Genomic DNA, 23,262 nt, shown 5'->3' with positions numbered 1-23,262 from the left:
AATTGTCATAATAACTCATTAACAAAACCATCAGAAGTAGGTATAGCGCCTTTAATTTTCCGAATTGGAAATTTACTGCCTGAAAGCCAGTCCTTAAATGGAAAAATAATAGGAATTCGATTGGGTCCAAGAGCAAAACCAGTCTCGAGAGAACTAGGCTCATACCATGCAGTATGAAGTGTTCCGGCCCATGCTCCATATTTTTCAGAGAAGACTCCCTGTGACGGATCATTTAGTAGCTTAAAAGCGTCTTCTTTTGATAAGCCGGGTGTTGCTTTATTCTTCATAGCATCTAACCGAATATTCGATTCCTCCATCCGGTAGCGATTTTCCTCGGTCAATGAAAAGAAATGATTTGTACAGATAGGGAAATTCGTTCGATTCACCATGACCTTGCGTGAAGAAGCTTCCACTATCGCTTTGTTTCCGCTTCCGTCTGCCAAGATATAACTAAAGGAATGTCTATGAGGAATTTCTTTTAATAAATCGATCGCTTCCTCAACATTTGAGCACATTTCGAGAATCATTCGACCAATCATATTGCAAATAAATCCAGTATCAGATCCAATTCGATTTACGAAATTGTAACCCATGGTTAAGCCTTTTTCATTTAAACCATCTGATCGTCCGGTTATTTGCATCGTTGGTCCAATGGTTGCATACCCACCATCGGTTGGCTGAAACAAACAATAACGCCCTTCATAGGTTTGAGGTGCATTGTCATAGTTTCTGACTAAGAAAGTATCGCCTGTTAAAATGGAACATCCGCTTCTGCCATACTCCAAATAATACCCACCGAATTCCACTAGCGCTTCATCAATTGTCCACTCCAGGGCGTCACTTAATCCAACTAACTCTTCCCAAACAAAAGGTGCATACCTTTTTATTTGTGTTTCCACTTGGTTTTTTTCTATAAGTAGATGGTGCTTACGCCGTGAAGCCCAAAGTTTTAAGCGATTAGTCAAAATCGCTCCATCTTTAATTTTAAGTCCTTGTTTATATCCAAAGTCATAATGATTCCCTCGAAATTGAATCACATCTGCATAGACATCGCGCATCGTTTTCATCCTTTTTCCATGTAATAGAACGATTGTATAGCTTATCTCTAAATTAATAAAAGAATATGCTTTTATTGCTGTTTATTTTTGGAGGCTAGAGGAAAGAGTAAAAGGAAATTGCAATCTAAATTAATTTCTTGTATTATAGGTGTAGGGGTATAGGTATAAAATAAAAACTACACTCACAGAAAGGAAATATATAATGTTTAGAAAATGGATTCCTGCCATAGATTGGCTTTCCAATTATAAAAAAGATGATCTTTCTAGTGATTTACAAGCAGGTCTAATTGTTGCAATTATGCTAATTCCACAAGGGATGGCATATGCTATGTTAGCTGGATTACCACCAGTAGTAGGTTTATATGCATCAACAATCCCGTTGCTCATCTATGCTTTATTTGGTACATCAAGACAGCTTGCAGTAGGACCTGTTGCGATGGTTTCCTTACTAGTTCTTACCGGTGTATCGACATTAGCAGAACCTGGATCCCAAGAATTTATCTCATTAGCATTATTATTGATGTTAATGGTAGGGGTTATTCAATTTCTGATGGGAATACTGCGGTTAGGGTTTCTGGTGAATTTTTTGTCGCACGCCGTTATTAGTGGGTTTACATCTGCAGCAGCAATTATTATCGGTTTAAGCCAATTAAAGGATTTGATCGGTGTAAAGCTTGAAGCGGGGAAAGATGTTTTTAAAATTCTAGGAGAGTCGGTTATGCGTGTCGGCGAGATTAATCCAATTACCTTAGCTATTGGTGTTATTAGTATTGTTTTATTGGTTATTTTTAAAAAATATATTCCAAAGGTACCAGGGCCATTAGTGGTTGTTGTCCTAAGTATTGTAACCGTAGCAATGTTAAATCTTCACACTAGAAATGTAAATATTGTAGGAGAGGTGCCAGGTGGTTTACCTGTACTATCTATGCCTTCGATTAGCATAGATGCGATGGTAGCTTTACTTCCTATCGCATTAACGATTTCATTTGTAGGTTTCATGGAGTCTATTGCTATGGCTAAAGCAATTGCTGCTAAGGAAAAATATAAAGTCGACTCGAATAAAGAGTTAGTCGGTCTTGGACTTGCCAATGTTGGTGGCGCGTTTTTCTCCGCGTATCCTGTAACTGGTGGTTTCTCTCGGTCTGCAGTTAACTATCAATCAGGTGCTAGAACGCCATTAGCTTCTGTTATAACAGCGATATTGATTTTAATAACATTGCTGTTTTTAACCGATCTATTTTACTTTTTACCAAAAGCAGTTTTAGCAGCAATTATTATGGTAGCAGTCTATAGTCTAATTGATATTAAAGAATTAAAATATTTGTTTAAAATCAGAAAATTAGACGCTATTACTTGGATTATTACTTTTATTGCAACGCTTGTAATAGGCATTGAGCAAGGTATTTTAATAGGTGTTGTGTTCTCATTATTAGTATTTATCTGGAAAAGTGCCTATCCGCATATGGCAGAGCTCGGTTATGTTGAAAAAATTGGCGTATATCGAAATATCTCAAGGTATCCATCTGCTAAAACAAGAGAGGATCTTATCATTTATCGTCTGGATGAATCTTTATATTTCGCGAATATGAGCTTTCTAGAAGATAAATTGTGTGGCCTTGTTGCAGATAAACCGACTACAAAATATATTATTTTAGATTTTTCGGCAGTTAACTCTATTGATGCAGTATCGATTCACGCATTAGAGGAAATGATAGAGAATTGCCAGGCTGGAGAGATAACCTTCTTATTTTCTGGAGTGAAAGGTCCAGTTAGAGATTTACTCAAAAAAGCAGATTGGGATTCAAAGTATAAGGGACAATATGAGTATCATTCGATTCAAGAGGCAATAGATGATATAAGCTAATAAAAGAAAGGACCTGAATCCATGCGATTCAGGTCTTTTCTATATAAATTTTATTAAAACGTTGTTAAAATGCTGCTAAAACTTCAGTACTACTTTTTCCTGAATTTTTACGCGTACATATAAAATCCTAAGAAGATTGCCACTTGGTTTGTTTTACTTACTAATTACATAAGGACCATTTTTTTATTTTTTAAATCAGTGAATGTCTGCTAGTAGGCTTGCAATAACATCTCTTAGCATCTTGTTATTTTAAAAACCCGAACATCTCTATATTTTCTAAATAAAATTGAAAGTATTCGTCCCCTATATCTGCTGGATATGGCGTCACTTTTAGCTGTATTAGAGCACCTTCAACCAGGGCATTCAAATACCGATTTAATTTTTCACTATTTCCTCTAACAATGAATCCTGAAATATATTTATCATCTTGACTTTCTAATATAATATCTAAACGTCTTCCTTCCTGTTCATCTAGTAATATATGATTATATTCCCACTCTTTCTTTTTTACCTTTTTGGGATTGAGAGGGTTTTCTCTGTTATCCATAATTTCTTCTTTATGAAGTTTTCTTTCTTTATCCGAAAAAAGCTTTAATAAAACAGCAGAATCATTAATACATAAACATGAAAAAATCTTAGAATATTCAAGCTGATCATCATTTACTAAATCTAGTAACTTTTCTTTAGAAAATTCTTTGGCTTGAAATTTGTTTTTTAATTTTTCAATTACTTGTTCCTTGGAAAATGTTAATTCATCTTGATTGTATCGATATTTTTTATTCATTTTTTCATATGTTTCCATTTAAATAACCCCAATCTCTATTATTAAACTGGTGCTCCGTAAAATGTGATAGTAATATCACATTTTACGTTTACCATTTCATGAAAAAGCCTGAATTCATTCGATTCAATCCTTTTCATTTTAAGTCTAGGTAAGAATAAAATCCATTAAAAGGTTACGATTCCGAGGGTAAAACTTCAGCACCACTATCTTCTATATTTTTATCAATGGGGTGACTAATTTTTATCATCGTACCATAATTAGCTTTGCTTAAAATTTGAAAAGTGAATTGATTTTCATAAATTAACGAGAGACGCTTATAAATATTTGCTAAACCAATGTGACTTGTTGGTTGGCTTTGCTTTAATATATGATTCCATACCTGAATTAACCTGTCCTTTTTCATGCCTAAACCGTTATCTGTAACCGATATAACTAGCTTACCGTTTACTTCTTTCACTTTAAATTTAATACACACATCTGCTTGCTGCTTACTATTTACACCGTGCTGCATCGTATTTTCTATTAAAGGCTGCAGACAAAACTTTAGAACGGGTAAGTGCTTTAATCGTTCATTATAGTCCCAGATTATATTGATGTCTTCTTTTGATCTTATTTTCATGATTTCTACATATCTTTTGGTGTGCTCGACTTCTTCTATAAGGGGGACGGTTGTATCATCAATTTTTAAAGAAAAATTTAAGATATCTGATAAGATTTCCAGCATTTTTGTAGCATTATTTGGCCTACCTGTTAATGCTAACGTACGCCAATATATAATCGCTAACGTATTGGATAAAAAATGTGGATTAATCTGGCTTTGAAGCGCTAGAAGTTCTGCCGATTGAAGCTGGTATTTTTTTTCGTTTAATTCTTTTTCAAGCCTGTTATGGTTTATATAGTTTTGTACAATATTTTGCACAATATATTGATATTCATCATTCCTGAATGACATATTTTTTGGTGCTTCTTCTCTTTTTTCCTTTGATTGATCAATGATAGAAAGAATATTACTAACATGCTTTGTGTTTTTGCGGGACAAATAATAAATAACTGCTGTACCTGCTATTAATGAAAAAATAATAAACAAAAATGTCAGTTTTTTTAACTGATTTGGTAGCATGTATAAGACATCTTTTTCAACAATGGAGAGAAACCTCCAACCATTGTCAGCCGAGATTAATTGATTGGCAACATAAGCGGTTCCGTCGTAAGAAAACTCAAATACCTGATCTGATTTTGGGGTAAAGGTGTCTATAAAGTTATTATCAAGACTATTACTATAAGCGTTACCAAATACGATATTATGATTATCATCTAAAACAACGATTCTTTGACGATCATAGTTATTTAATTCATTTACGATATTTTCAAAGTAATCTTTTTCGATATTTAAAGCAATTAACCCCTCTGAGTATTTCGCATTGGTCCAAAAAATATTTTTATAAAGCGTAATTACTTCTCTGGCATCCTGAAAAGGAAACTGTTGAACTTTTCTATTTTCCGTCCATATATCTCTTGATGTAGATGTACTATCATAGCTATTCATAAAATCCTTGTCATAAAAGCTATCGATATTCGTAACCCCTTCACGTGAGGTTAATACTTGATTTTGATCGTTAGAAAAATAAACATAAATCGATTCAATATAAGGAGTAGCTACTTCTTTTGATTTTACATCTCCTTCACGGATTTTTGAGTTGGTGTTTTCTTCAAAATTATAACCGTCCGCATTTAAGAGATTTTTCATCGATAAAATAATATCAGGATTCCAGTTATAATCTAAATTAAGAAGGTACATTTCGTTGAAAATAACGGACACTTGCTGCTCTAATTGCTGCAAAACATTCTGGTTATTCATCGTAATGTTTTCTTTGATATATTTATCTGAAATGACAATGGCAAAGGAACCAAGAATAAATACCGGTATTAAAAGTGGAAAGACAAATAGAATAATATTTTTCATTAAAAGTTTCGTATTCATGTGTTCTCTGTCATCCCTTTTTGACTTCGGTATTCGCGTGGACTCATACCATGATATTTCTTAAACATTCTGGTGAAGTTTTTTGGGTTTGTATACCCTACCAAACTACTAACATCATAGGTTTTATAACGAAAGTCACACAAGAGTTTAGCAGCCTGCTTCATCCTGATTTCTGTTACATAATTCGAAAAATTTTCACCAGTTTTCTCTTTGAAATAAGAACTTAAGTAGGTTGGGCTCATTTGCACAAGCTCAGCGATGTCATCTAGAGTGACGGTTGCGTAATGCTCTTTGATATAAGTAGTGATTGCTTGAATAATATTGTCACTATAATATTTTGTAGTTGTACTATTATTTGATTCTGTTTTTTTATCGAGGTCTATTTTTAACTTGGAAAAAAGCGCCTGGATTTCCTCGAATTTACCTGGTTTAACAATATAATCAATAACTCCGTATTTCAGTGCTTCTTTTGCATATTCAAAGTCTCTGTACCCACTTAAAAAAATGATCTTTATGGATTTATTTTGATTGGAAACTTCTCTTGCAAGTTCTACACCCGTCATTATAGGCATGCGAATGTCAGTCAGAATAATATCAATATTATTTTTTTTAATAAATAAAAGTGCTTCCTCTCCATTTTCACAGTCATGCGTGACTTCAAAGCCAAGCTGATTCCAAGGAAAATAATTTTTTAATCCTAATCTTATTTCTTCTTCATCATCTACCAATAATATTTTATACATTTTAATTCCCCCATATTTGCTTTTTCGAAAGAAAGGAGTCCATAATCGAAAAAAATGATACATTTAAATGTAAGCGCTTAAATTTTGAGGTAATTTCCTAAGAATAAGTCCTATTAATTCGTTTGAAAATATTTATACTTAAAAGTACGACAAGTGAGTTAAGTGTATTCTATAAGAAATGGAGAGAAAAAACAATTTAATTTTAAAGCATTTCACGCATTGTCGTCATTTTTTAAAAAGGAGGGAATGGAGGATTGAATTTAGTGGTGCTCACCAATTTTGTCCATAATATTTCAACTGCATTTTTAAAAATGGTTTATTTAAATTTATTATGGTTTTTCTTTACAATTTTAGGGCTTGGAATATTTGGAATCGGTCCAGCTACTGGAGCATTATTTAAAATACAGGATGAATGGTTAGAAGGTAAAAGTCCAACGTCCATTTTTACGACCTATGCAGAATATTATAAAAAGTATTTCAAGAAAATGAACAAAATGATATTTGTTTTAGCTACTATCGGATTAATACTCTATTTTGATATTCGTTTTTTCGCTTTTCAGGATGGACTACACTTTGAGCTATTAACTGGGCTTATGTATTTCTTTACTTTTTGGTATTTGGTCTTAATTGTTTATAGCTTTCCAGTCTCCATTAAATATGATTTAAGCATGAAACAACATGTTAAGTATTGTTTTAGTATTGCATTACTAAATCCGCTTAGAACGATTGCATTAATTATAAGCGCAATTTCTATTCTAGTTTTTTCTTTATACTATCCATTGTTTTTACTTACGGTAGGGATCAGTATAACTAGTCTGATATTGATTTATCTATCTAATCGTACGTTTGACCAAATCTTCTTATTAAAGAAACGATTACAATTATCAAGCGATAAGCAAAATTGATAACGCTATCATTTTAGTTTATCGAAAATAATATTAGGAGGAATACACGTATGAAGGATTTATTTAAGAAACTAGGCTTCATTCTATTTATTGCATTTTTTATTGGAATCATGGTTGCGTGTGGAGCAGATGAAGAAGAAGTATCTGGAGATGATGGTAACACAAATGGGGATTCGTCAGAAGAATCAGCTAGTAGTGATGGTGAAGAAGTAGAGCTTCGAATGCTTTGGTGGGGTTCTCAAGATCGACATGATAGAACGCTTGAAGCAATTGAATTGTACATGGAAAAAAATCCAAATGTAACTATTAATGCAGAATTTACTGGCTGGGATGGATATTGGGAAAAAATGGCCACCCAAGCTGCAGGTGGAAATTTACCTGATATTGTACAAATGGATTATAAATATTTAGCAGAATATGCAGGAAAAGATTTATTGGCAAATCTTAATGATCACGTTGATTCTGGTGCTCTTGACCTAAGTGATGTGGAAGACACTTACGTAAGTGGTGGACGCCTTGATGGTAATTTATACGCAGTAAACATGGGTGCAAATGCACATGCTATTGCCTATGACCCTGCTATGTTTGAAGAAGCAGGAGTAGATGCTCCTGAACCTGGCTATACGTGGGAAGATCTGAAGTCTTTTTCTAAAGAAGTCTCAGACAACTTAGGTGATGGAGTTTATGGTACCCAACCAAGTGCCGGACTAATGGGATTCAAGCATTACTTACGAGAAAATGATACATGGTTATACAATGACGCTGGTACTGCTCTTGGTTATGAAGATGATCAATTGCTTGCAGATTTCTTACAAATAACAGTTGATATGATTGATGAAGGATCTGCAGCGCCACCGGATGTATTTAAAACAGCGGGAGCAAACGTGGAACAATTCCCGATTGTAAATGAAGAAACAGCTATCGTGATGGATCTTCATAGTAACCAGATTATTGCAATGCAGCAAGCTGCTGGTAGACCAATCGAGCTCATGTTGCAACCAATGCTTGAGGGTGGAGAATTAGGGCATTACATTAAACCATCTCAGTTTTTCTCTGTTACACAGCACTCCGAACAGCAAGAAGAAGCAGCGAAATTCATTAGCTTTATGACAAATGATATTGAAGCAAATGATATTTTAAACGCAGAACGTGGTGTGCCAATCGCAACAAAAGTACGTGAGCATTTAAAAGAAAGTGTAGATGATGCTGGTAAAAAAATGTTTGAATACGTGGAATTAGCACAAGAATATAGCCGTGAAATTGATCCGCCAGATCCACAAGGGTCAACGGAAGTAGAATCGTTGTTTGAGAATGAAGTAGAGGATGCAATCTATTATGGTGAGGTAACTCCAGAGGAAGCTGCAGCTAATTTTAGAGAAAAAGCATCTGCCATTCTAGCAGAGAACGAGTGATAAATTTATTCCAAGCCATCTATTTTAGATGGCTTGGATTATAGAGTAGTGGAGGTATTCTATGAGTTCAAATATGGAGACAGCAGAACTTAACAAACAACGATCGAGATCAAAAGAGGGTAAGCTAAGAAGTCAGCTAAGAATTGATTTAGTCGGTTTTGCCTTCATCTCACCTTGGCTGATTGGGTTTCTAGGATTTATAGTAGGGCCTATGCTAGCGTCCCTTTACTTTTCTTTTACGGATTATGATTTACTCTCTGATCCAAACTGGATTGGTCTAAGCAATTATATGAACATGTTTACCAATGATGACCGTTTTTGGAAAGCTATCCGCGTAACACTCGTATTTGTATTTGGTTCTGTACCGTTAAAATTAGCATTTGCCTTATTTGTCGCAATGCTTTTTAACACCAGTAGAAAAGGAGTAGGCCTTTATCGAACATTGTTTTATGTTCCCTCTATATTAGGTGGAAGTGTGGCAATTGCGGTTGTTTGGAAACAACTTTTTGGCCGACAAGGTGCAGTAAATGATATTTTCGAATTTTTAGGATTACCTACAATGAGCTGGGTGACTAGCCCTGACTTTGCTTTATCCACTTTAATTCTTTTAGTTGTATGGCAATTTGGTTCACCGATGTTAATCTTTTTAGCCGGTCTAAAAGCAATACCAAAGGAATTATATGAAGCAGCATCAGTGGATGGAGCGAGTCCAATTTTACAATTTTTGAAAATTACGATCCCGATGCTTTCACCTGTTATATTCTTTAACTTGGTAATGCAAACGATTCAAGGCTTTATGGCATTTACTCAAAGTTTTCTGATAACTGAAGGTGGCCCGTTAGATTCTACGTTATTCTATGCTGTTTATTTATATGAAAAGGCATTCGCCCACTTTGATATGGGGTACGCTTCAGCGTTAGCATGGATTCTGCTATTAATCTGTGGTATCTTCACCGCATTTATTTTCAGAACAGCGAAAACCTGGGTATATTATGAATCGGAAGGAGGTAACTAAGGTGAATAAGTCCAAAAAGAGACGTACATTCATTTATCATTTTAGTATTTGGGTGATAGGGTTATTGATGATCTATCCGATATTATGGACGATTGCAAGCTCCTTAAAACCTGAAAATGAAATATTTCGAAATTCAGCTTCCCTTATTCCGTCAATTATAAAGTGGGGAAATTATGCACAGGGTTGGCAAGGATTCGGAAATTTAAGCTTTGCGACTTTTTTCATAAATTCCACCTTTGTCACCACGATGGTTGTGGTAGGTACGTTATTTTCATCTACCTTAGTTGCCTTTGGTTTTGCTCGTATTAAATTCAGATTCAGAACACCATTATTCGTTTGTATGATTATTACCTTAATGCTTCCGCAACAGGTTACGTTAATACCTCAATATATTTTGTTTCATAACCTAGGATGGGTTAATACTTATTTACCACTTATTGTACCGGCCTTCATTGGTGGGATACCCTTTTTCATCTTTCTGATGGTACAATTTATACGCGGTATTCCTAGAGAATTAGATGAAGCTGCTTATATGGATGGTTGTAGTACGTTTGGAATCTTTTATCGTATTATTTTACCTTTAACAACACCAGCACTGGCAACAGTTGCAATATTTTCATTTTACTGGACGTGGGATGACTTTATGACGCCCTTAGTATATTTAAATGACACCAGTCTTTATACCGTTGCACTTGGATTACAAATGTTTTCGGATCCGTCATCAGTATCTGCTTGGGGGCCAATGTTCGCCATGTCTGTAGCTTCCATTATTCCGCAATTACTCGTATTCCTATTTTTCCAGAAGTATTTGGTGGAAGGAATCACAGCAGGTGGAGTCAAAGGATAAAGGAAGAAAAAAACAGAAAAGATCTGCTAATGCATGAATGATTCATGTTTTAGCAGGTCTTAATTGTAAGTAAAGTATATAATCCGCTTTACCATGGGTTATCGTGTAGATATTTTAATTTTATCAAAGGTAGCCTTTTTTCTTAAAAAAATAGTTGAATCAATAAAAAACCACACCTTCCAATTATTTGGAAAGGTGCAGTTTTTCATTTTTCTTACCTTAGTTTTGTTCCTCTATTGTAATAACAATTTCTTAATAATTAAATAGATTCAAGTTTTTTTTAGTTTTCGAGATTGTATAATGTAAAATATTGCTCCAATAACCATAAAAACAAATCCGATAATTAACCAGTTAAATAAGAAAGTAGAAGTATTAGGGAGTTCATTTTCTGATGAGAGATTTTCATCATTCACTTGTTCTTTCTGCACTGTAACAATAATAGTTTTATTCACAACAGCTCCATCACTATCTTCCACTTTATAAGAGACTGAATAATCACCAGGAGTGGATGCATCCACTTGATTCTCTACCACTTCAATTGCATCCGTTAGATCTCCGTCTTCTGGGTCCGAAGCCGTTGGGTCAGCTANNNNTGAATAATCACCAGGAGTGGATGCATCCACTTGATTCTCTACTACTTCAATTGCATCCGTTAGATCTCCGTCTTCTGGGTCCGAAGCCGTTGGGTCAGCTAAAGGATCAAACGAATCACCAACTAAGATGGCGAGATCACTAGCATCAATTACTGGTTCTTGATTCGGTTGTGGCTGTTCCTCAACGGTTACTGTAATGGTTTTATTCACAACAGCTCCATCACTATCTTCCACTTTATAAGAGACTAAATAATCACCAGGAGTGGATGCATCCACTTGATTCTCTACCACTTCAATTGCATCCGTTAGATCTCCGTCTTCTGGGTCCGAAGCAGTTGGGTCAGCTAAAGGATCAAACGAATCACCAACTAAGATGGTGAGGTCACTAGCATCAATTACTGGTTCTTGATTCGGCTGCGGCTGTTCCTCAACGGTTACTGTAATGGTTTTATTCACAACAGCTCCATCACTATCTTCCACTTTATAAGAGACTGAATAATCACCAGGAGTGGAAGTATCCACTTGATTCTCCACCACTTCAATTGCATCCGTTAGATCTCCATCTTCTGGGTCCGAAGCAGTTGGGTCAGCTAAAGGATCAAACGAATCACCAACTTGAAGCGTAAGGTTATTTGCTAAAATGGTAGGAGTTTGGTTTTCTTCCCAGTCAATAGGTTGAGTTACCGTACCTGAAAACGTTCCATTATTGAGATTGTGTGTAAATGAGACCGATCTTTGAGATTCAGTGTCCTCAAGGTTTGTAAAGGTTATCTTAGGTTCTTGATAATTTACACCGGATGAAGGTATTATTGGATCAATTAAATTACCAGTCTCATCGGTTACAGGGTTATTAATTGTTAATGAGGTAGCAGTTAAAGGTAAAGTCTCGCTTCCCAGTGTAATGTTTTGGTTTTCGAAATCTGCTTGAGTCAGTTGGCTAATCAAACCACTTACGTTAGATAGATCACTAATTTGATTATAATTAGCTACTATTCTATTAAGAGTGGTGATATTAGCAATCGGTGATAAGTCGGATACATTATTACCAGAGATGGACAAAATTTCTAGGTCATTAAAATTAGCGAGTGGTGTTAGACTGTCCAGATTGGTATTCATCACTGTTAAGAAAGTAACATGATTAACCGAATCGAGTTGACTCGTATTTAATTGGGGATTGCCACCTACATTTAGTGTTTGTAAGGAAGTGAGCTGGTCTAGGGAGTGTATATCTACTATTGCATTTCGGCCAATATCTAAATATTCTAAAGAAGTTATTTGACTAATTGTAGACACATCCGATATTTGATTATCATATAAATATAAATGTGATAAATTTGGTGAGTTTGTTAAAGAGTTAAGTTGTGAGTCATCAATGTTATTAAACCTTAAATCTAAAATTTTTAAATTCCCTAAGTTACCTATTTCATTTATGCTTGTTAATGAGTTTCTCATTAAACTTAAATCTTCTAAATAAATAGCGTGTTGCAGCCCGCTCAAGTCACTTATATTACGATCCGAGGCATCTAATTCTGTGAGATTTTGTAATTGAGCTGAAGTAGGTTCGTTATTAGCAGGCATTCCAAGTTCCTCATTAATGGCTTCTTTTAAACTTTCATCTTCAATGATTGCAGCTTTGACATACGATGTAGGTGTTAGGAAGGAAAACACTACAATGGATACAATCATAATAATTGATATTTTCTTCATATTCATACCCCTCTTTTATTAGAATTACTCCGAATTTAGTTTATTTGATGTCTAGTGATAAGAAAATTATCCTTTAGTATACAATTTTACTGTGCTGATTGAATTTGATCTTGAATAGATACCGCATTATTTTTTATCTCATCAGGTATTGAAACTGGTTCTATTTCATTAAATGAGCTATATTCATAGCTGGTTGAACTTGTAGAATCCATTTGGATTCCGCCTAAAATTACAGATTCTTCAATTTCTGAATTTAGAGAAGTAAGGTAATAAGTATCTTTTGCGATATTGAACTGATATTTCCCCGACACATTCTTAAATTGGGCCAGGAAATTTTGATATTCCTCTTCTGTCATAAATGATTTTGTATTGCCATAGAGAAATTGTTTAAAGGAATCACCAGAACCAGTTATTGTAAATACGTAATGATCAGCTGTTTCTGACAAATCCAAGAGGTCCTTAAACTCTAAAAAATGGTCGGGTTGTGAGGATAAAGTGAGATTCATGTTACTAAGCCCCTGATTTGCAGACATCATCAACCATGATTCTTCCTCGGGAGGTTGCAGATACATACCCTCCGTTGATATATACATTTCTATTGATTCTGTTGGATCCAGATTCGATTCAACCGTGGTTAGGTAGTGATGGGTTGAAGTTGTAACAGAATACTCACCATTCAAGGTAGTGGTTGTTTCCTCAGTAGTTCCACCCATATCTGAAGTTTGGTTTATCGTCCCATTGACTTTCATACCAGAAAGTGTCTCCATTGCTTCAGCAGACTTACGTAATATTTGTTCGACTCCTTGGTCAGTTTCCATTTCTTCTTGTGTATTATTTTTTTCAGATTCTTCCTCCTCCTGTTCGGAAGGATCGACAGATTCACTTTCTTCTTTATCCTCAGTCCCTTGTTGTTCAGTAGTTATCTCACTTGATTCACTAGTATTCTCGTTTATAGTGTTATTTCCACACGCACTCAGAAGTATCAGTCCGATAACTCCCATGTAAAAAATCATTTTTTTCATATAAATCCTTCTCCTTTTATTTTTTCTTTGTTTCCCTGATAGAATAGGAAATGGTACTGGTTAATCGTAATAGAAAAATAAAAAAGTGTAATGTATACCAAAGGATACATTACACTTTTTCTTTAAGGTTCTATAATGAAGCACATCAAGTAATCTCCATAATTTGTTTTATGAGTTGGCTTCTATTTTTTACCTGCGTTTTCTTGTAAATTCGTGTTACATGTTTTTTAACTGTTACTTCTGCAACAAATAATTGATTAGCGATTTCTTTATTACTTTGGTGGTCTAGTATTAATTTGACTATTTCACTTTCTTTATTCGTTAGGCCACATTGATTGGAGAATTTGTCCACTCTATTATTGTCTGCAGGTTGTTTCATAAATTGCTTTAGGTAGTTTGAAATCTTAGGTCCGGTTAAATCTAATAAGTAGCTAGGTGAAGGACAATCTCTGCCATAATCATAGTGAGTAGCACCTTTGACTTCTGTAAAACCAAAGCTTTGAACTAAATCCAAGTAAAAGGGAAGAGGTGTTGAAATAATAATTTTACTGCTGGTGAAAAGTAATGGAAATAAATTATTTAACATAAAAGAACGTGAGGCTGCATCCGCTTTATCACTGAAATCAAGACACCGAATAAACCAACCCGCATGCTGGGTCTCTGGCACAGCGAACTGATTCCACTCTTCCTCCGTTAGTTGTCTGAAGTAAGCTCGAGATACTGGTTCTTTTGCTAGATGGGGGAGGGTTCTTTCATTAATTGGAACAATGATCGATATACCCAGTGTTTCTCCTTTGTTATTCTTCAATAATTTGAAAGATTGATGCCCCATTTTTTCAAGATAATCAATTGTAATTAATTCCATTTCAATCTTATTATGCTCTTCAGATACATAATGATAAAGAGCCTGTTTTGAAGAGCGATTAAAGAATGTAACCTTATTTTGTGATATATTAGTTCGTTTTTCATCCAAAAACTGTTGAAGATCTTCGACGTTATAATTGTCTAATTCCTCCAAGTATAAATTGTCATCTGAATTGCGATAGAAAAAAGCAGTTTGTATGGCTTCATTCTCAAGATGATAAAAAAATTGCCCAATATCATAAATAGATTTAGTTGAAAGTGTGCGATTAAAATAATATTCGATCATTTTATGCTGAATTCTTTTTGTTTTGTCTGGATGTTTTTTTTGGAGGACAATTTTGATCGAATCTTTAACAAGTTCATGCATACACCAACCTGTAGCTGTACTTTTGATGAAAGACAACGAAATAAGATCATTGAAAAGAGAGGAGCTTATTGTTTTATCCATTATTACTGCTAAGCTTTCATGATTGAAAGTGTGGAATAGAGCGGCTACTTCAAGTATATCTATCAATTCCCGATTATCATTGACCTCTTCTAGCAACCTGTCGATTAATTCCTCAAGAATGTCAGGTGAATTCTTCGTAATAGAGTCAAACACATTTTTCGTCTCATGCCTATCCTCGAATAAGGTGATTAAAGAAAGTGTTAAAGGGTGCCCCTGTGTGAATTCCCAGATTAATTTTGACTGTTTATCTACATCTGTCTTCATCTGGTTAAGATAAGTATTCGTTTCTTCAAAGTTAAATTCAGTGATTTTATATTCCTTTATTAGACGCCGCCAACCCGGAGATGCCTTCCATTCTCCATTTAATTGGTGTTTGCCTGCAATAATAATCCGTGTGTGTGTTGGTAAATGGCGGATAAATACTTCACGAATCCACCGATCAAGGCGGCTAACTTTCTCGTAGGAATCTAAGGCAATAATAATCTTATGTTCTTCTATGCTTTTTAGAAGATTTTGAAAAGTCCCTAGTTTCAATTCATGAGTTGAAAGATTATGAGCATCAAATAATAATTGTAGGTGCTCAAGAAAAGTTTGAGGAGAATAGAAAAAGTCGTCATTAGCGTCTATTTTCAAAAGGAGAAAGTCTTGATTAGCTGCATATCGTGAGAATTCATTTAATAGATAAGTTTTACCAATACCTCCTGTTCCATGGATATGAAAAATTCTATGAGGGGAGTCATCTTGGAGAAAATCTAAGAATGCATTGATTTCTGTTTCACGTCCGATAAATGAATTTTGCTCTGTTTCATTGATATAAGAAGTTAAACTTACTGTTTCGTCACCTTTAATTTGCTCCTTCAATCATAGCACCTCCTATACAAAAAAGAATATAAAGTATATTTTAACATATTTATACAACTAATAAAGATCAGTTTTAACTAAAATATTACAAAACGAAAATATGGGTAATTATGCAGGAGAGGCTATATAGATATAAGGATTAGAAATAGTAACTAAGCATTCAATGATGTGATAAAAATAGACTTACAGTAAATTTTAATGAAAAAAAGGACAGCTAGAGGCAATGTAAAAAAGCTCAGGCTTGATTAAACTAATAAATAGAGTAGTAGAAAACATCTTTAGGTAAATAAATACATACTTGAAATAACGCTTACAAGGATATATAATTTGTTTACCAAACAAACTATTAATGTTAGGGAGGAAAATTCACATGAAGACTTTTATGACAGAGGACTTTTTATTGTATAACGAAACAGCGAAAAGACTGTATCACGAGACAGCAAAAGATTTACCAATTATCGATTATCATAACCATCTACCACCAGAGGAAATATATGCAGATAAAAAATACCAGAATATTTATGAAATATGGCTTAGTGGGGATCATTATAAATGGCGAGCAATGCGAGCAAATGGTATTGCAGAAGATTATATAACTGGCAATCAAGACCCTTATAAAAAGTTTGAAGCTTGGGCAAAAACGGTACCCAATACATTTGGTAATCCTTTGTATCACTGGACACACTCTGAACTATTAAGGTATTTCCAAATCGATGAGCTGTTAAATGCCGAGTCTGCACCAAGAATCTGGGATCAAACGAAAGAGACACTCCAAAACCGATTATCAGTTAGAGCCATCCTAGAACAGGATAAGGTGGAGTTTGTTGGAACCACAGATGATCCTACAGACGATTTAATTTATCACAAAAAACTTAAGGAAGAGGGTTATCAAGTAAAAGTTTCTCCCTCCTTTAGACCAGATAATGCCTTGCAAATTGAAAAAGATACTTTCAAGGGCTGGGTTGATAAATTAAGTGGGGTAGTAAATCAAGAAATTAGAAATTATGACGCTTTTCTAATGGCCATGGAAAACAGAATAGAATATTTTAATGAATTAGGTTGTAAAAGTGCAGATCATGGAATTAATGTAATGTTTTTCGAAGTGACAACAAAAAATGAAGTAGCATCTATTTTCATTAAAAAACTAGAAGATCAACCTTTAACTGAAGTTGAAATTAATAAGTTTAAAACCTATACACTTTTACAATTAGGAGAATGGTACACCGAAAAAGGCTGGGTCATGCAGCTTCATATGGGACCGAGAAGAAATAACAATACAGAAATGTTTCAACAAGTTGGTCCTGATAGTGGTTTTGACTCACCAGGTGACAGACTAATTGCAGATCCTTTAAACAATTTCCTTGATGCATTAGACCAAACTGGAAGTTTACCGAAAACTATTTTATATACACTTAATGCTAGAGACAATGAAATATTAGCAGCAACAGCAGGTAATTTTCAAAATGCAGAAGTTCCAGGGAAAATTCAATTTGGAACTGCTTGGTGGTTTAATGACCATATTGATGGAATGGAAAATCAGATGAAAACACTAGCTAATTTTGGTTTAATTCGTCATTTCATTGGAATGTTAACGGATTCGAGAAGCTTCTTATCCTTTTCAAGACATGAATATTTTAGAAGAATTGCATGTAATTTAATTGGATCATGGGCAGAAGAAGGAAAAGTTCCAAAGGATATGCCACTTTTAAAGCAGTATGTTGCAGATATTTGTTACCACAACGCAAAACGTTATTTTAATATCTAATTCGGGAGGAATGAAAATGAGTAAACAACAAATTGGTGTAATTGGCCTTGCTGTCATGGGTAAGAACCTAGCAATGAATATTGAAAGTAGAGGCTATTCAGTCGCTGTTTTTAATAGGTCCTATGAAAAAACTGAGGATTTTCTTGCTAATGAAGCAGCTGGAAAAAATTTTTCTGGAGCAAAAACGATCGAAGCGTTTGTTTCTTCTCTAGAAAAGCCTCGGAAAATATTGTTGATGGTAAAAGCAGGACCAGCAACTGATGCGACCATTGAATCTTTGAAACCGTATCTAGAAGAAGGAGATATCTTAATAGATGGTGGTAATACACTGTATACCGATACAGTAAGGAGAAATAAAGAACTGGATGAAACAGGTATACACTTTATAGGTACTGGTGTTTCAGGTGGGGAAGAAGGAGCATTAAAAGGTCCTTCTATTATGCCAGGAGGACAAAAAGAAGCGTATGATCTAGTAGCTCCGATTTTAGAAGCAATTTCTGCCAAAGTCGAAGATGCTCCGTGTGTCACTTATATCGGTCCAAATGGAGCTGGCCATTTTGTGAAAATGGTCCATAACGGAATTGAATATGGAGACATGCAATTAATAGCAGAAGCCTATTATATTTTAAAGCATGTGGCAGGACTATCCACAGATGAATTGCATGAAGTGTTTACTGAGTGGAATAAGGGAGAATTAGATAGTTATTTAATCGAAATTACGGCAGATATTTTCACCAAAAAAGACGAAGAAACTGGGAAGCCTTTAGTTGACGTAATCTTAGATAAAGCTGGTCAAAAAGGAACAGGTAAATGGACGAGCAAAAATGCACTAGATCTAGGTGTTCCGCTTCCGCTTATAACTGAATCCGTTTTTGCTAGATTTATTTCTGCACTTAAGGATGAACGCGTGGCAGCTAGTAAAGAGCTGAGTGGACCTAAAATTACTTTTGATGGGGATAAAAAAGCTTTAATTGAAGCGGTGCGTAAGGCGTTATTTATGAGTAAAATCACTTCGTATGCACAAGGTTTTGCACAAATGAGACAGGCATCAGAGGAGAATGAGTGGGATTTACAGTATGGTGATATAGCCATGATTTGGCGTGGAGGCTGTATTATTCGTGCTCATTTCTTACAAAAGATAAAAGATGCGTATGACAAGAAGCCAACGTTACCTAACTTAATGCTTGATCCTTATTTTAAAGAGATAGTGGAAGGATATCAAGGTTCTTTGCGGGAAGTTGTATCAGTGGCGATTGCAAACGGGATTGCTGTTCCAACCTTTGCTAGCGCAATTGCTTATTATGATAGCTATCGTGCAGAAAATTTACCAGCTAATTTAATCCAGGCACAACGTGATTATTTTGGTGCGCATACCTATGAAAGAAAAGATAAAACAGGTACCTTCCATACAAATTGGGTGGAAAAATAATGTGAAGAAGCGCTGTTTAAGTGATTACTTAAACAGCGCTTCTTTTCATGAAGGGAGGAGGTTAGCTGTTAAATGTTCAAGATTTTCGTGACTTTCACTCGAAGAAATCTGAGAAGTTGCAAGGAAAGCACGAAAGTTGCAAGGAAATCACGAAAGTTGCAAGCAAATCATGAAAGTCGAGAACAAATCGTGAAAGTCGAGAACAAATCGTGAAAGTCGAGAACAAATCGTGAAAGTCGAGAACAAATCATGAAAGTCGAGAACAAACCATGAAAGTCGAGAACAAATCACGAAAGTCGAGAACAAATCATGAAAGTCGAGAACAAATCACGAAAGTCGAGAACAAATCGTGAAAGTCGAGAACAAATCACGAAAGTCGAGAACAAATAACAATTTTCCTCCAAGAATGAATCGAGACTGCTCTTCAAAAAAAGAGCACACTCCCTTAAGATGTGTGCTTTCCCTCTATATGTTATCTTACATTGTCGATCTGCCCGATTTTCACTAAGCTTCTTTTATTAAATTAATTTGTAATTGCGGTACTTCTAAAAATGTTTGGATTCCCATTGCACAAGCACCTACTGCACTCGATCTTTTACCAAGTGTAGATAGAACAATATCGTGATATTGTGTAATAGAAGATTTTAATTGTGTTTTGATATGCGCAATTGCTCCAGGATAAGCGGATAATAATTTACTGTTAATCACAATTGTTTCAGGGTTATATAAATTAACGATATTGTTAACACCAATAGCAATGTTTTCAATCCAATGCTCTGCAGCATCTTTAATTTCTTCATCTTTACTTCTTAGTAAGGATTCCACATCTTCAGTGGTAAATGATGAGCCTTTTATTTCTTCTATTGCTTCAGTTAGTACTGGTTCCGAGGAATATAATTCCCAGCAACCGTGGTTTCCACAGGTGCAGGGCTTGTCATTTGGATAAATAATCATGTGTCCCATTTCTCCCGCATGGCCATCATAACCTTTATGAAGATCACCATCTAGAATAATTCCAGCCCCTATGCCTGAAGATAAGAGAATATTTAACAAATTATTACTTTCGTGATAATGAAATACATTTTCAGCATATGCTGATAAATTTGCATTATTTTCAATACTTAAATCGGTAGAGATTTCTGATTCAATATCGGATTTTATATCGACATTATACCATTTAAACTTCGGAATAAATTGGATCGATTGATCACGGTTAACTGTACCATGGACTCCAATCGTAATCTTCGCAAGACCATATCTAGCTATTTGGTATATTTTCTCATAGCTTTTCATCTTATTGGTTAAAGATAAGATGACTGATTGATAGTCTTTTTTGTTATTTTCAACAATTTCTTCAGATACGATATTTCCCTGCAGATCTGAAATGAAATAAGTAATGGTATGATAGTCTAAATCTATTCCAAGAAAATAGGCAGCTGCTTTGTTGATCGAAAGCATAATTGGACGTCTACCAATTGCAGTATGCTCTTCTCTAGTCTCTACTATTAATTCTTCATCTAATAAATTTGCCACTTGAACAGATATTGTCGCTTTGTTCAATCCTGTTATTTTCGAAAGATCTGCTCTGGAAATCTTCCCGCTTTCGATAATTTTATTTAAAATTAAACTTCGATTAAGGTGTTTTATATATTGTCCATCACCAATGACCATACAATATCCTCCTAGATTTCATGTAATCGTTATCATATTTGTTTGGTCAACAAATAAAGATAACTTTATTATAGCAGAATGGCTATTAGATGTAAGTAGTTTCTCTTTGAAATTATCAATAAATACAGAAATATTCTCAACGTGCTAAATCAAAAAGCATTTTCAGTCAATTTTTGATAAAATGAAAGCATTATCATCTAATGACTTATCTGAAATTATTTAATAATATGGTATAGAAGGATTGGTGAAGAATATGGATCATCTTTTAGCAAGCTATGAATTAAAAGGAAGGAATGTGGATATTCCACTTCATTCTCATCAAGAATATGAGATATTTCTGTTTCATGAAGGAACCTGTCGTTATTTAATTCATAATCAAATTTATGATTTAGTACCAGGAGATATTCTTTTGATGGATGGACTAGCTCTTCATAAACCGAATGTGCCTGCTCATAGTGATTACGTTAGAAGTCATATTCACTTTAATCCTCAAACAATCATGCCTTTATTAGAAGCGTTAAATGCTGTTCATTTATTAGAAGCTTTTGAAAGATTGCATCATTGTTTGATCAGACCGACTGATTCAAGTATTAGCAAGCAAATCGCACACGTGATCAAGCGTATGCAGGAAATTAGTAAGGATGAGAAACGAACTGATGCTGAGAGGGAGACAGAATTAAAGGTTCTCCTTGTTGAAATTTTAATTATTGTTAATCGTATCGGTTTAGCTGATTCGACCAAACAGCTTTCTGAAAAAAATGAGAAAACAATGTACGCAGAAAATATCTCAGCATATATTCAACAGTATTTTTTGGAAAAACTAACCCTTGAAAAGATTGCAGCTGATTTAAATTTAAGCAAATCTTATGTGTCACATGTCTTTAAGGAAATGTCTGGATACACGGTCATGGAGTATGTGATGGCGTGTCGGCTGCAGCAGGTTCAGTACCTGCTTGAAGCAGAGCCAGACAAAGCTTTAAAAGATATCGCTTATCAATCAGGCTTTGAAAGCATATCTCATTTTAGTCGATATTTTAAGTCGAAAATTGGGGTTACGCCTCGGGAATACCGACGTGAACGCCTGAAAATATATCAATAAGGAGATGGATAAAATGGAAAAAGTAAGATTGGGTATTATTGGGTTAGGTCAGCAGGGTTCAACATATGCCAACTTTATTAAAGAGGGAAGAATTCCAAATATGGAGCTTGGTGCTATTTGTGACACAGACACAGAAAAGAAAAAAGTTTCCGAAGAAAACTATCCAAATGTTCCGTTTTACGATGATTATAAAACAATGCTTGAAAGTGGAAAAGTTGATGCAATTATTACCTGTGTCCCGCACTACTTACATCCTGAAATGGGAATCGAAGCCCTATCAAAAGATATTCATGCACTACTTGAAAAACCTGCAGGTGTCTATACGAAGCAAGTGCAAGAAATAAATGAGTATGCAAAGACAAAACCAGAACTTACTTATGCGATTATGTTTAACCAACGCACAAATGAATTGTATCGAAAAGTAAAAGAAATTATTGATAATGGAGAAATTGGCGCAATTAGACGGACAAATTGGATTATCACAACATGGTGGAGACCACAAGCTTATTATGACCAAGGTTCATGGCGTGCAACTTGGGACGGTGAAGGTGGTGGAGTTCTCGTTAACCAAGCACCACACCAAATTGATCTAATGCAATGGATCTGTGGTATGCCTAAAAAGGTTTATACAAAAGCACAGTATGGTTATCAACGAGATATTCCTGTAGAAGATGATGTAACTACAGTATTTGACTATGGCAATGGCGCAACAGGTGTTTTCATTACATGTACGCATGACGTGATGGGGACAGACCGCTTTGAGATATTAGGAGATAAAGGGAAAATAGTTGTCGATGACAGTAAAAAAGTAACGATCAAGCGTCTTCATAAAGCAGAAAATGAAATGAGTAATTCCTTGTCTTGGCAAGAAACAATGAATTTATTTAAAGGAAAAGGGCCTGGAGCTATTTATGAAGAAGAAGTACTAGAGTTTGAGAGTGTTTGGGGCGGTCAACACGCTAGTGTATTAGAGAATTTCGCAGCGAATATTATAGATGGTACAGAGCTTATTGCACCGGGTAGTGATGGCATTAATGGTGTAACACTTGCGAATGCGATGCATTTATCGAGTTGGTTAGGAAAAGAAGTGGATCTACCATTAGACGAAGATTTGTATTTAGAAGAGTTAAATAAATTAAGAGCACAAGAAAAATAATCCTTGTAATTTAAAAGTCAGTAGGAGGTGTTAAGCAG

The 23,262-nt window shown here is 34.9% G+C and carries 17 protein-coding genes; 9 read left to right on the top strand and 8 right to left on the bottom strand.

What is annotated here, in order from left to right; translation table 11 throughout:
* Positions 1–5: 5 nt before the first annotated feature.
* The gene (locus DFR57_RS04790) at positions 6–1,058 is read right to left on the bottom strand and encodes a C45 family autoproteolytic acyltransferase/hydrolase (protein ID WP_114352017.1); all 1,053 of its coding nucleotides are present in this window, start codon (positions 1,056–1,058) and stop codon (positions 6–8) included.
* Between the two features lie 202 nt (positions 1,059–1,260).
* Here DFR57_RS04790 and DFR57_RS04785 point away from each other — a divergent pair, with 202 nt between their 5' ends.
* A complete protein-coding gene (locus tag DFR57_RS04785; RefSeq protein ID WP_114352016.1) occupies positions 1,261–2,922 on the top strand; it encodes a SulP family inorganic anion transporter in 1,662 nt (553 codons plus the stop codon).
* Between the two features lie 244 nt (positions 2,923–3,166).
* Here DFR57_RS04785 and DFR57_RS04780 read toward each other — a convergent pair whose 3' ends face one another.
* From DFR57_RS04780 to DFR57_RS04770, 3 genes are all read right to left on the bottom strand, one after another.
* Positions 3,167–3,724, bottom strand: coding sequence for a hypothetical protein (locus DFR57_RS04780; RefSeq protein ID WP_114352015.1), 558 nt, complete (start codon positions 3,722–3,724; stop codon positions 3,167–3,169).
* Between the two features lie 154 nt (positions 3,725–3,878).
* Positions 3,879–5,687: a sensor histidine kinase gene (locus tag DFR57_RS04775; protein WP_114352014.1), complete on the bottom strand. Its 1,809-nt coding sequence runs from the start codon at positions 5,685–5,687 to the stop codon at positions 3,879–3,881.
* Positions 5,684–6,430 (bottom strand): response regulator transcription factor, encoded by a 747-nt coding sequence (locus DFR57_RS04770; RefSeq protein ID WP_114352013.1) that lies wholly within the window; start codon positions 6,428–6,430, stop codon positions 5,684–5,686. The genes DFR57_RS04775 and DFR57_RS04770 overlap by 4 nt, the downstream gene beginning before the upstream one ends.
* A gap of 263 nt (positions 6,431–6,693) precedes the next feature.
* Here DFR57_RS04770 and DFR57_RS04765 point away from each other — a divergent pair, with 263 nt between their 5' ends.
* The 4 genes from DFR57_RS04765 to DFR57_RS04750 all read left to right on the top strand — a co-directional run bounded on the left by DFR57_RS04765 (position 6,694) and on the right by DFR57_RS04750 (position 10,609).
* Entirely contained in the window at positions 6,694–7,335 is a 642-nt protein-coding gene (locus DFR57_RS04765; RefSeq protein ID WP_245937397.1) for a YesL family protein, read from the top strand.
* Between the two features lie 50 nt (positions 7,336–7,385).
* Entirely contained in the window at positions 7,386–8,747 is a 1,362-nt protein-coding gene (locus DFR57_RS04760) for an ABC transporter substrate-binding protein (protein WP_114352011.1), read from the top strand.
* A gap of 61 nt (positions 8,748–8,808) precedes the next feature.
* Entirely contained in the window at positions 8,809–9,762 is a 954-nt protein-coding gene (locus DFR57_RS04755; RefSeq protein WP_245937390.1) for a carbohydrate ABC transporter permease, read from the top strand.
* Position 9,763: 1 nt separating this feature from the next.
* Complete coding sequence (locus tag DFR57_RS04750; protein ID WP_245937389.1) at positions 9,764–10,609, top strand: carbohydrate ABC transporter permease; 846 nt, start codon at positions 9,764–9,766, stop codon at positions 10,607–10,609.
* A gap of 269 nt (positions 10,610–10,878) precedes the next feature.
* Here the strand turns inward: DFR57_RS04750 and DFR57_RS04745 are convergent, their stop codons facing one another.
* The 3 genes from DFR57_RS04745 to DFR57_RS04735 form a co-directional block, all read right to left on the bottom strand.
* Positions 10,879–12,654: an immunoglobulin-like domain-containing protein gene (locus DFR57_RS04745; protein WP_425450942.1), complete on the bottom strand. Its 1,776-nt coding sequence runs from the start codon at positions 12,652–12,654 to the stop codon at positions 10,879–10,881.
* A 341-nt stretch (positions 12,655–12,995) separates the two neighbouring features.
* Positions 12,996–13,931, bottom strand: a complete 936-nt coding sequence (locus DFR57_RS04740; RefSeq protein WP_114352008.1) for a DUF6612 family protein — start codon at positions 13,929–13,931, stop codon at positions 12,996–12,998.
* Positions 13,932–14,076: 145 nt separating this feature from the next.
* Positions 14,077–16,104, bottom strand: coding sequence for a LuxR C-terminal-related transcriptional regulator (locus DFR57_RS04735; RefSeq protein ID WP_114352007.1), 2,028 nt, complete (start codon positions 16,102–16,104; stop codon positions 14,077–14,079).
* A 370-nt stretch (positions 16,105–16,474) separates the two neighbouring features.
* Between DFR57_RS04735 and uxaC the strand changes: the two genes are divergently transcribed.
* Positions 16,475–17,869 carry a glucuronate isomerase gene (uxaC, locus tag DFR57_RS04730; protein ID WP_114352006.1) on the top strand — a complete coding sequence of 465 codons (1,395 nt, stop codon included), beginning with the start codon at positions 16,475–16,477 and terminating at the stop codon, positions 17,867–17,869.
* A 16-nt stretch (positions 17,870–17,885) separates the two neighbouring features.
* Complete coding sequence (gndA, locus tag DFR57_RS04725; protein WP_114352005.1) at positions 17,886–19,298, top strand: NADP-dependent phosphogluconate dehydrogenase; 1,413 nt, start codon at positions 17,886–17,888, stop codon at positions 19,296–19,298.
* Positions 19,299–19,802: 504 nt separating this feature from the next.
* Here gndA and DFR57_RS04720 read toward each other — a convergent pair.
* Positions 19,803–20,969: an ROK family transcriptional regulator gene (locus DFR57_RS04720; RefSeq protein WP_114352004.1), complete on the bottom strand. Its 1,167-nt coding sequence runs from the start codon at positions 20,967–20,969 to the stop codon at positions 19,803–19,805.
* A gap of 253 nt (positions 20,970–21,222) precedes the next feature.
* Here DFR57_RS04720 and DFR57_RS04715 point away from each other — a divergent pair, with 253 nt between their 5' ends.
* Both DFR57_RS04715 and DFR57_RS04710 read left to right on the top strand, forming a co-directional pair.
* On the top strand, positions 21,223–22,068 hold the full coding sequence (locus DFR57_RS04715) for a helix-turn-helix transcriptional regulator (RefSeq protein ID WP_114352003.1): 846 nt from the start codon (positions 21,223–21,225) through the stop codon (positions 22,066–22,068).
* 13 nt (positions 22,069–22,081) lie between these two features.
* A complete protein-coding gene (locus DFR57_RS04710; protein WP_114352002.1) occupies positions 22,082–23,224 on the top strand; it encodes a Gfo/Idh/MocA family protein in 1,143 nt (380 codons plus the stop codon).
* The last annotated feature ends 38 nt before the right edge of the window (positions 23,225–23,262 follow it).

The sequence above is a fragment of the Saliterribacillus persicus genome, assembly GCF_003337485.1.
Taxonomy (GTDB): Bacteria; Bacillota; Bacilli; order Bacillales; family Amphibacillaceae; genus Saliterribacillus; species Saliterribacillus persicus.
The sequence above is the reverse complement of the archived record's forward strand: the minus strand, read 5'-3'. Positions and strand labels throughout refer to the sequence as shown.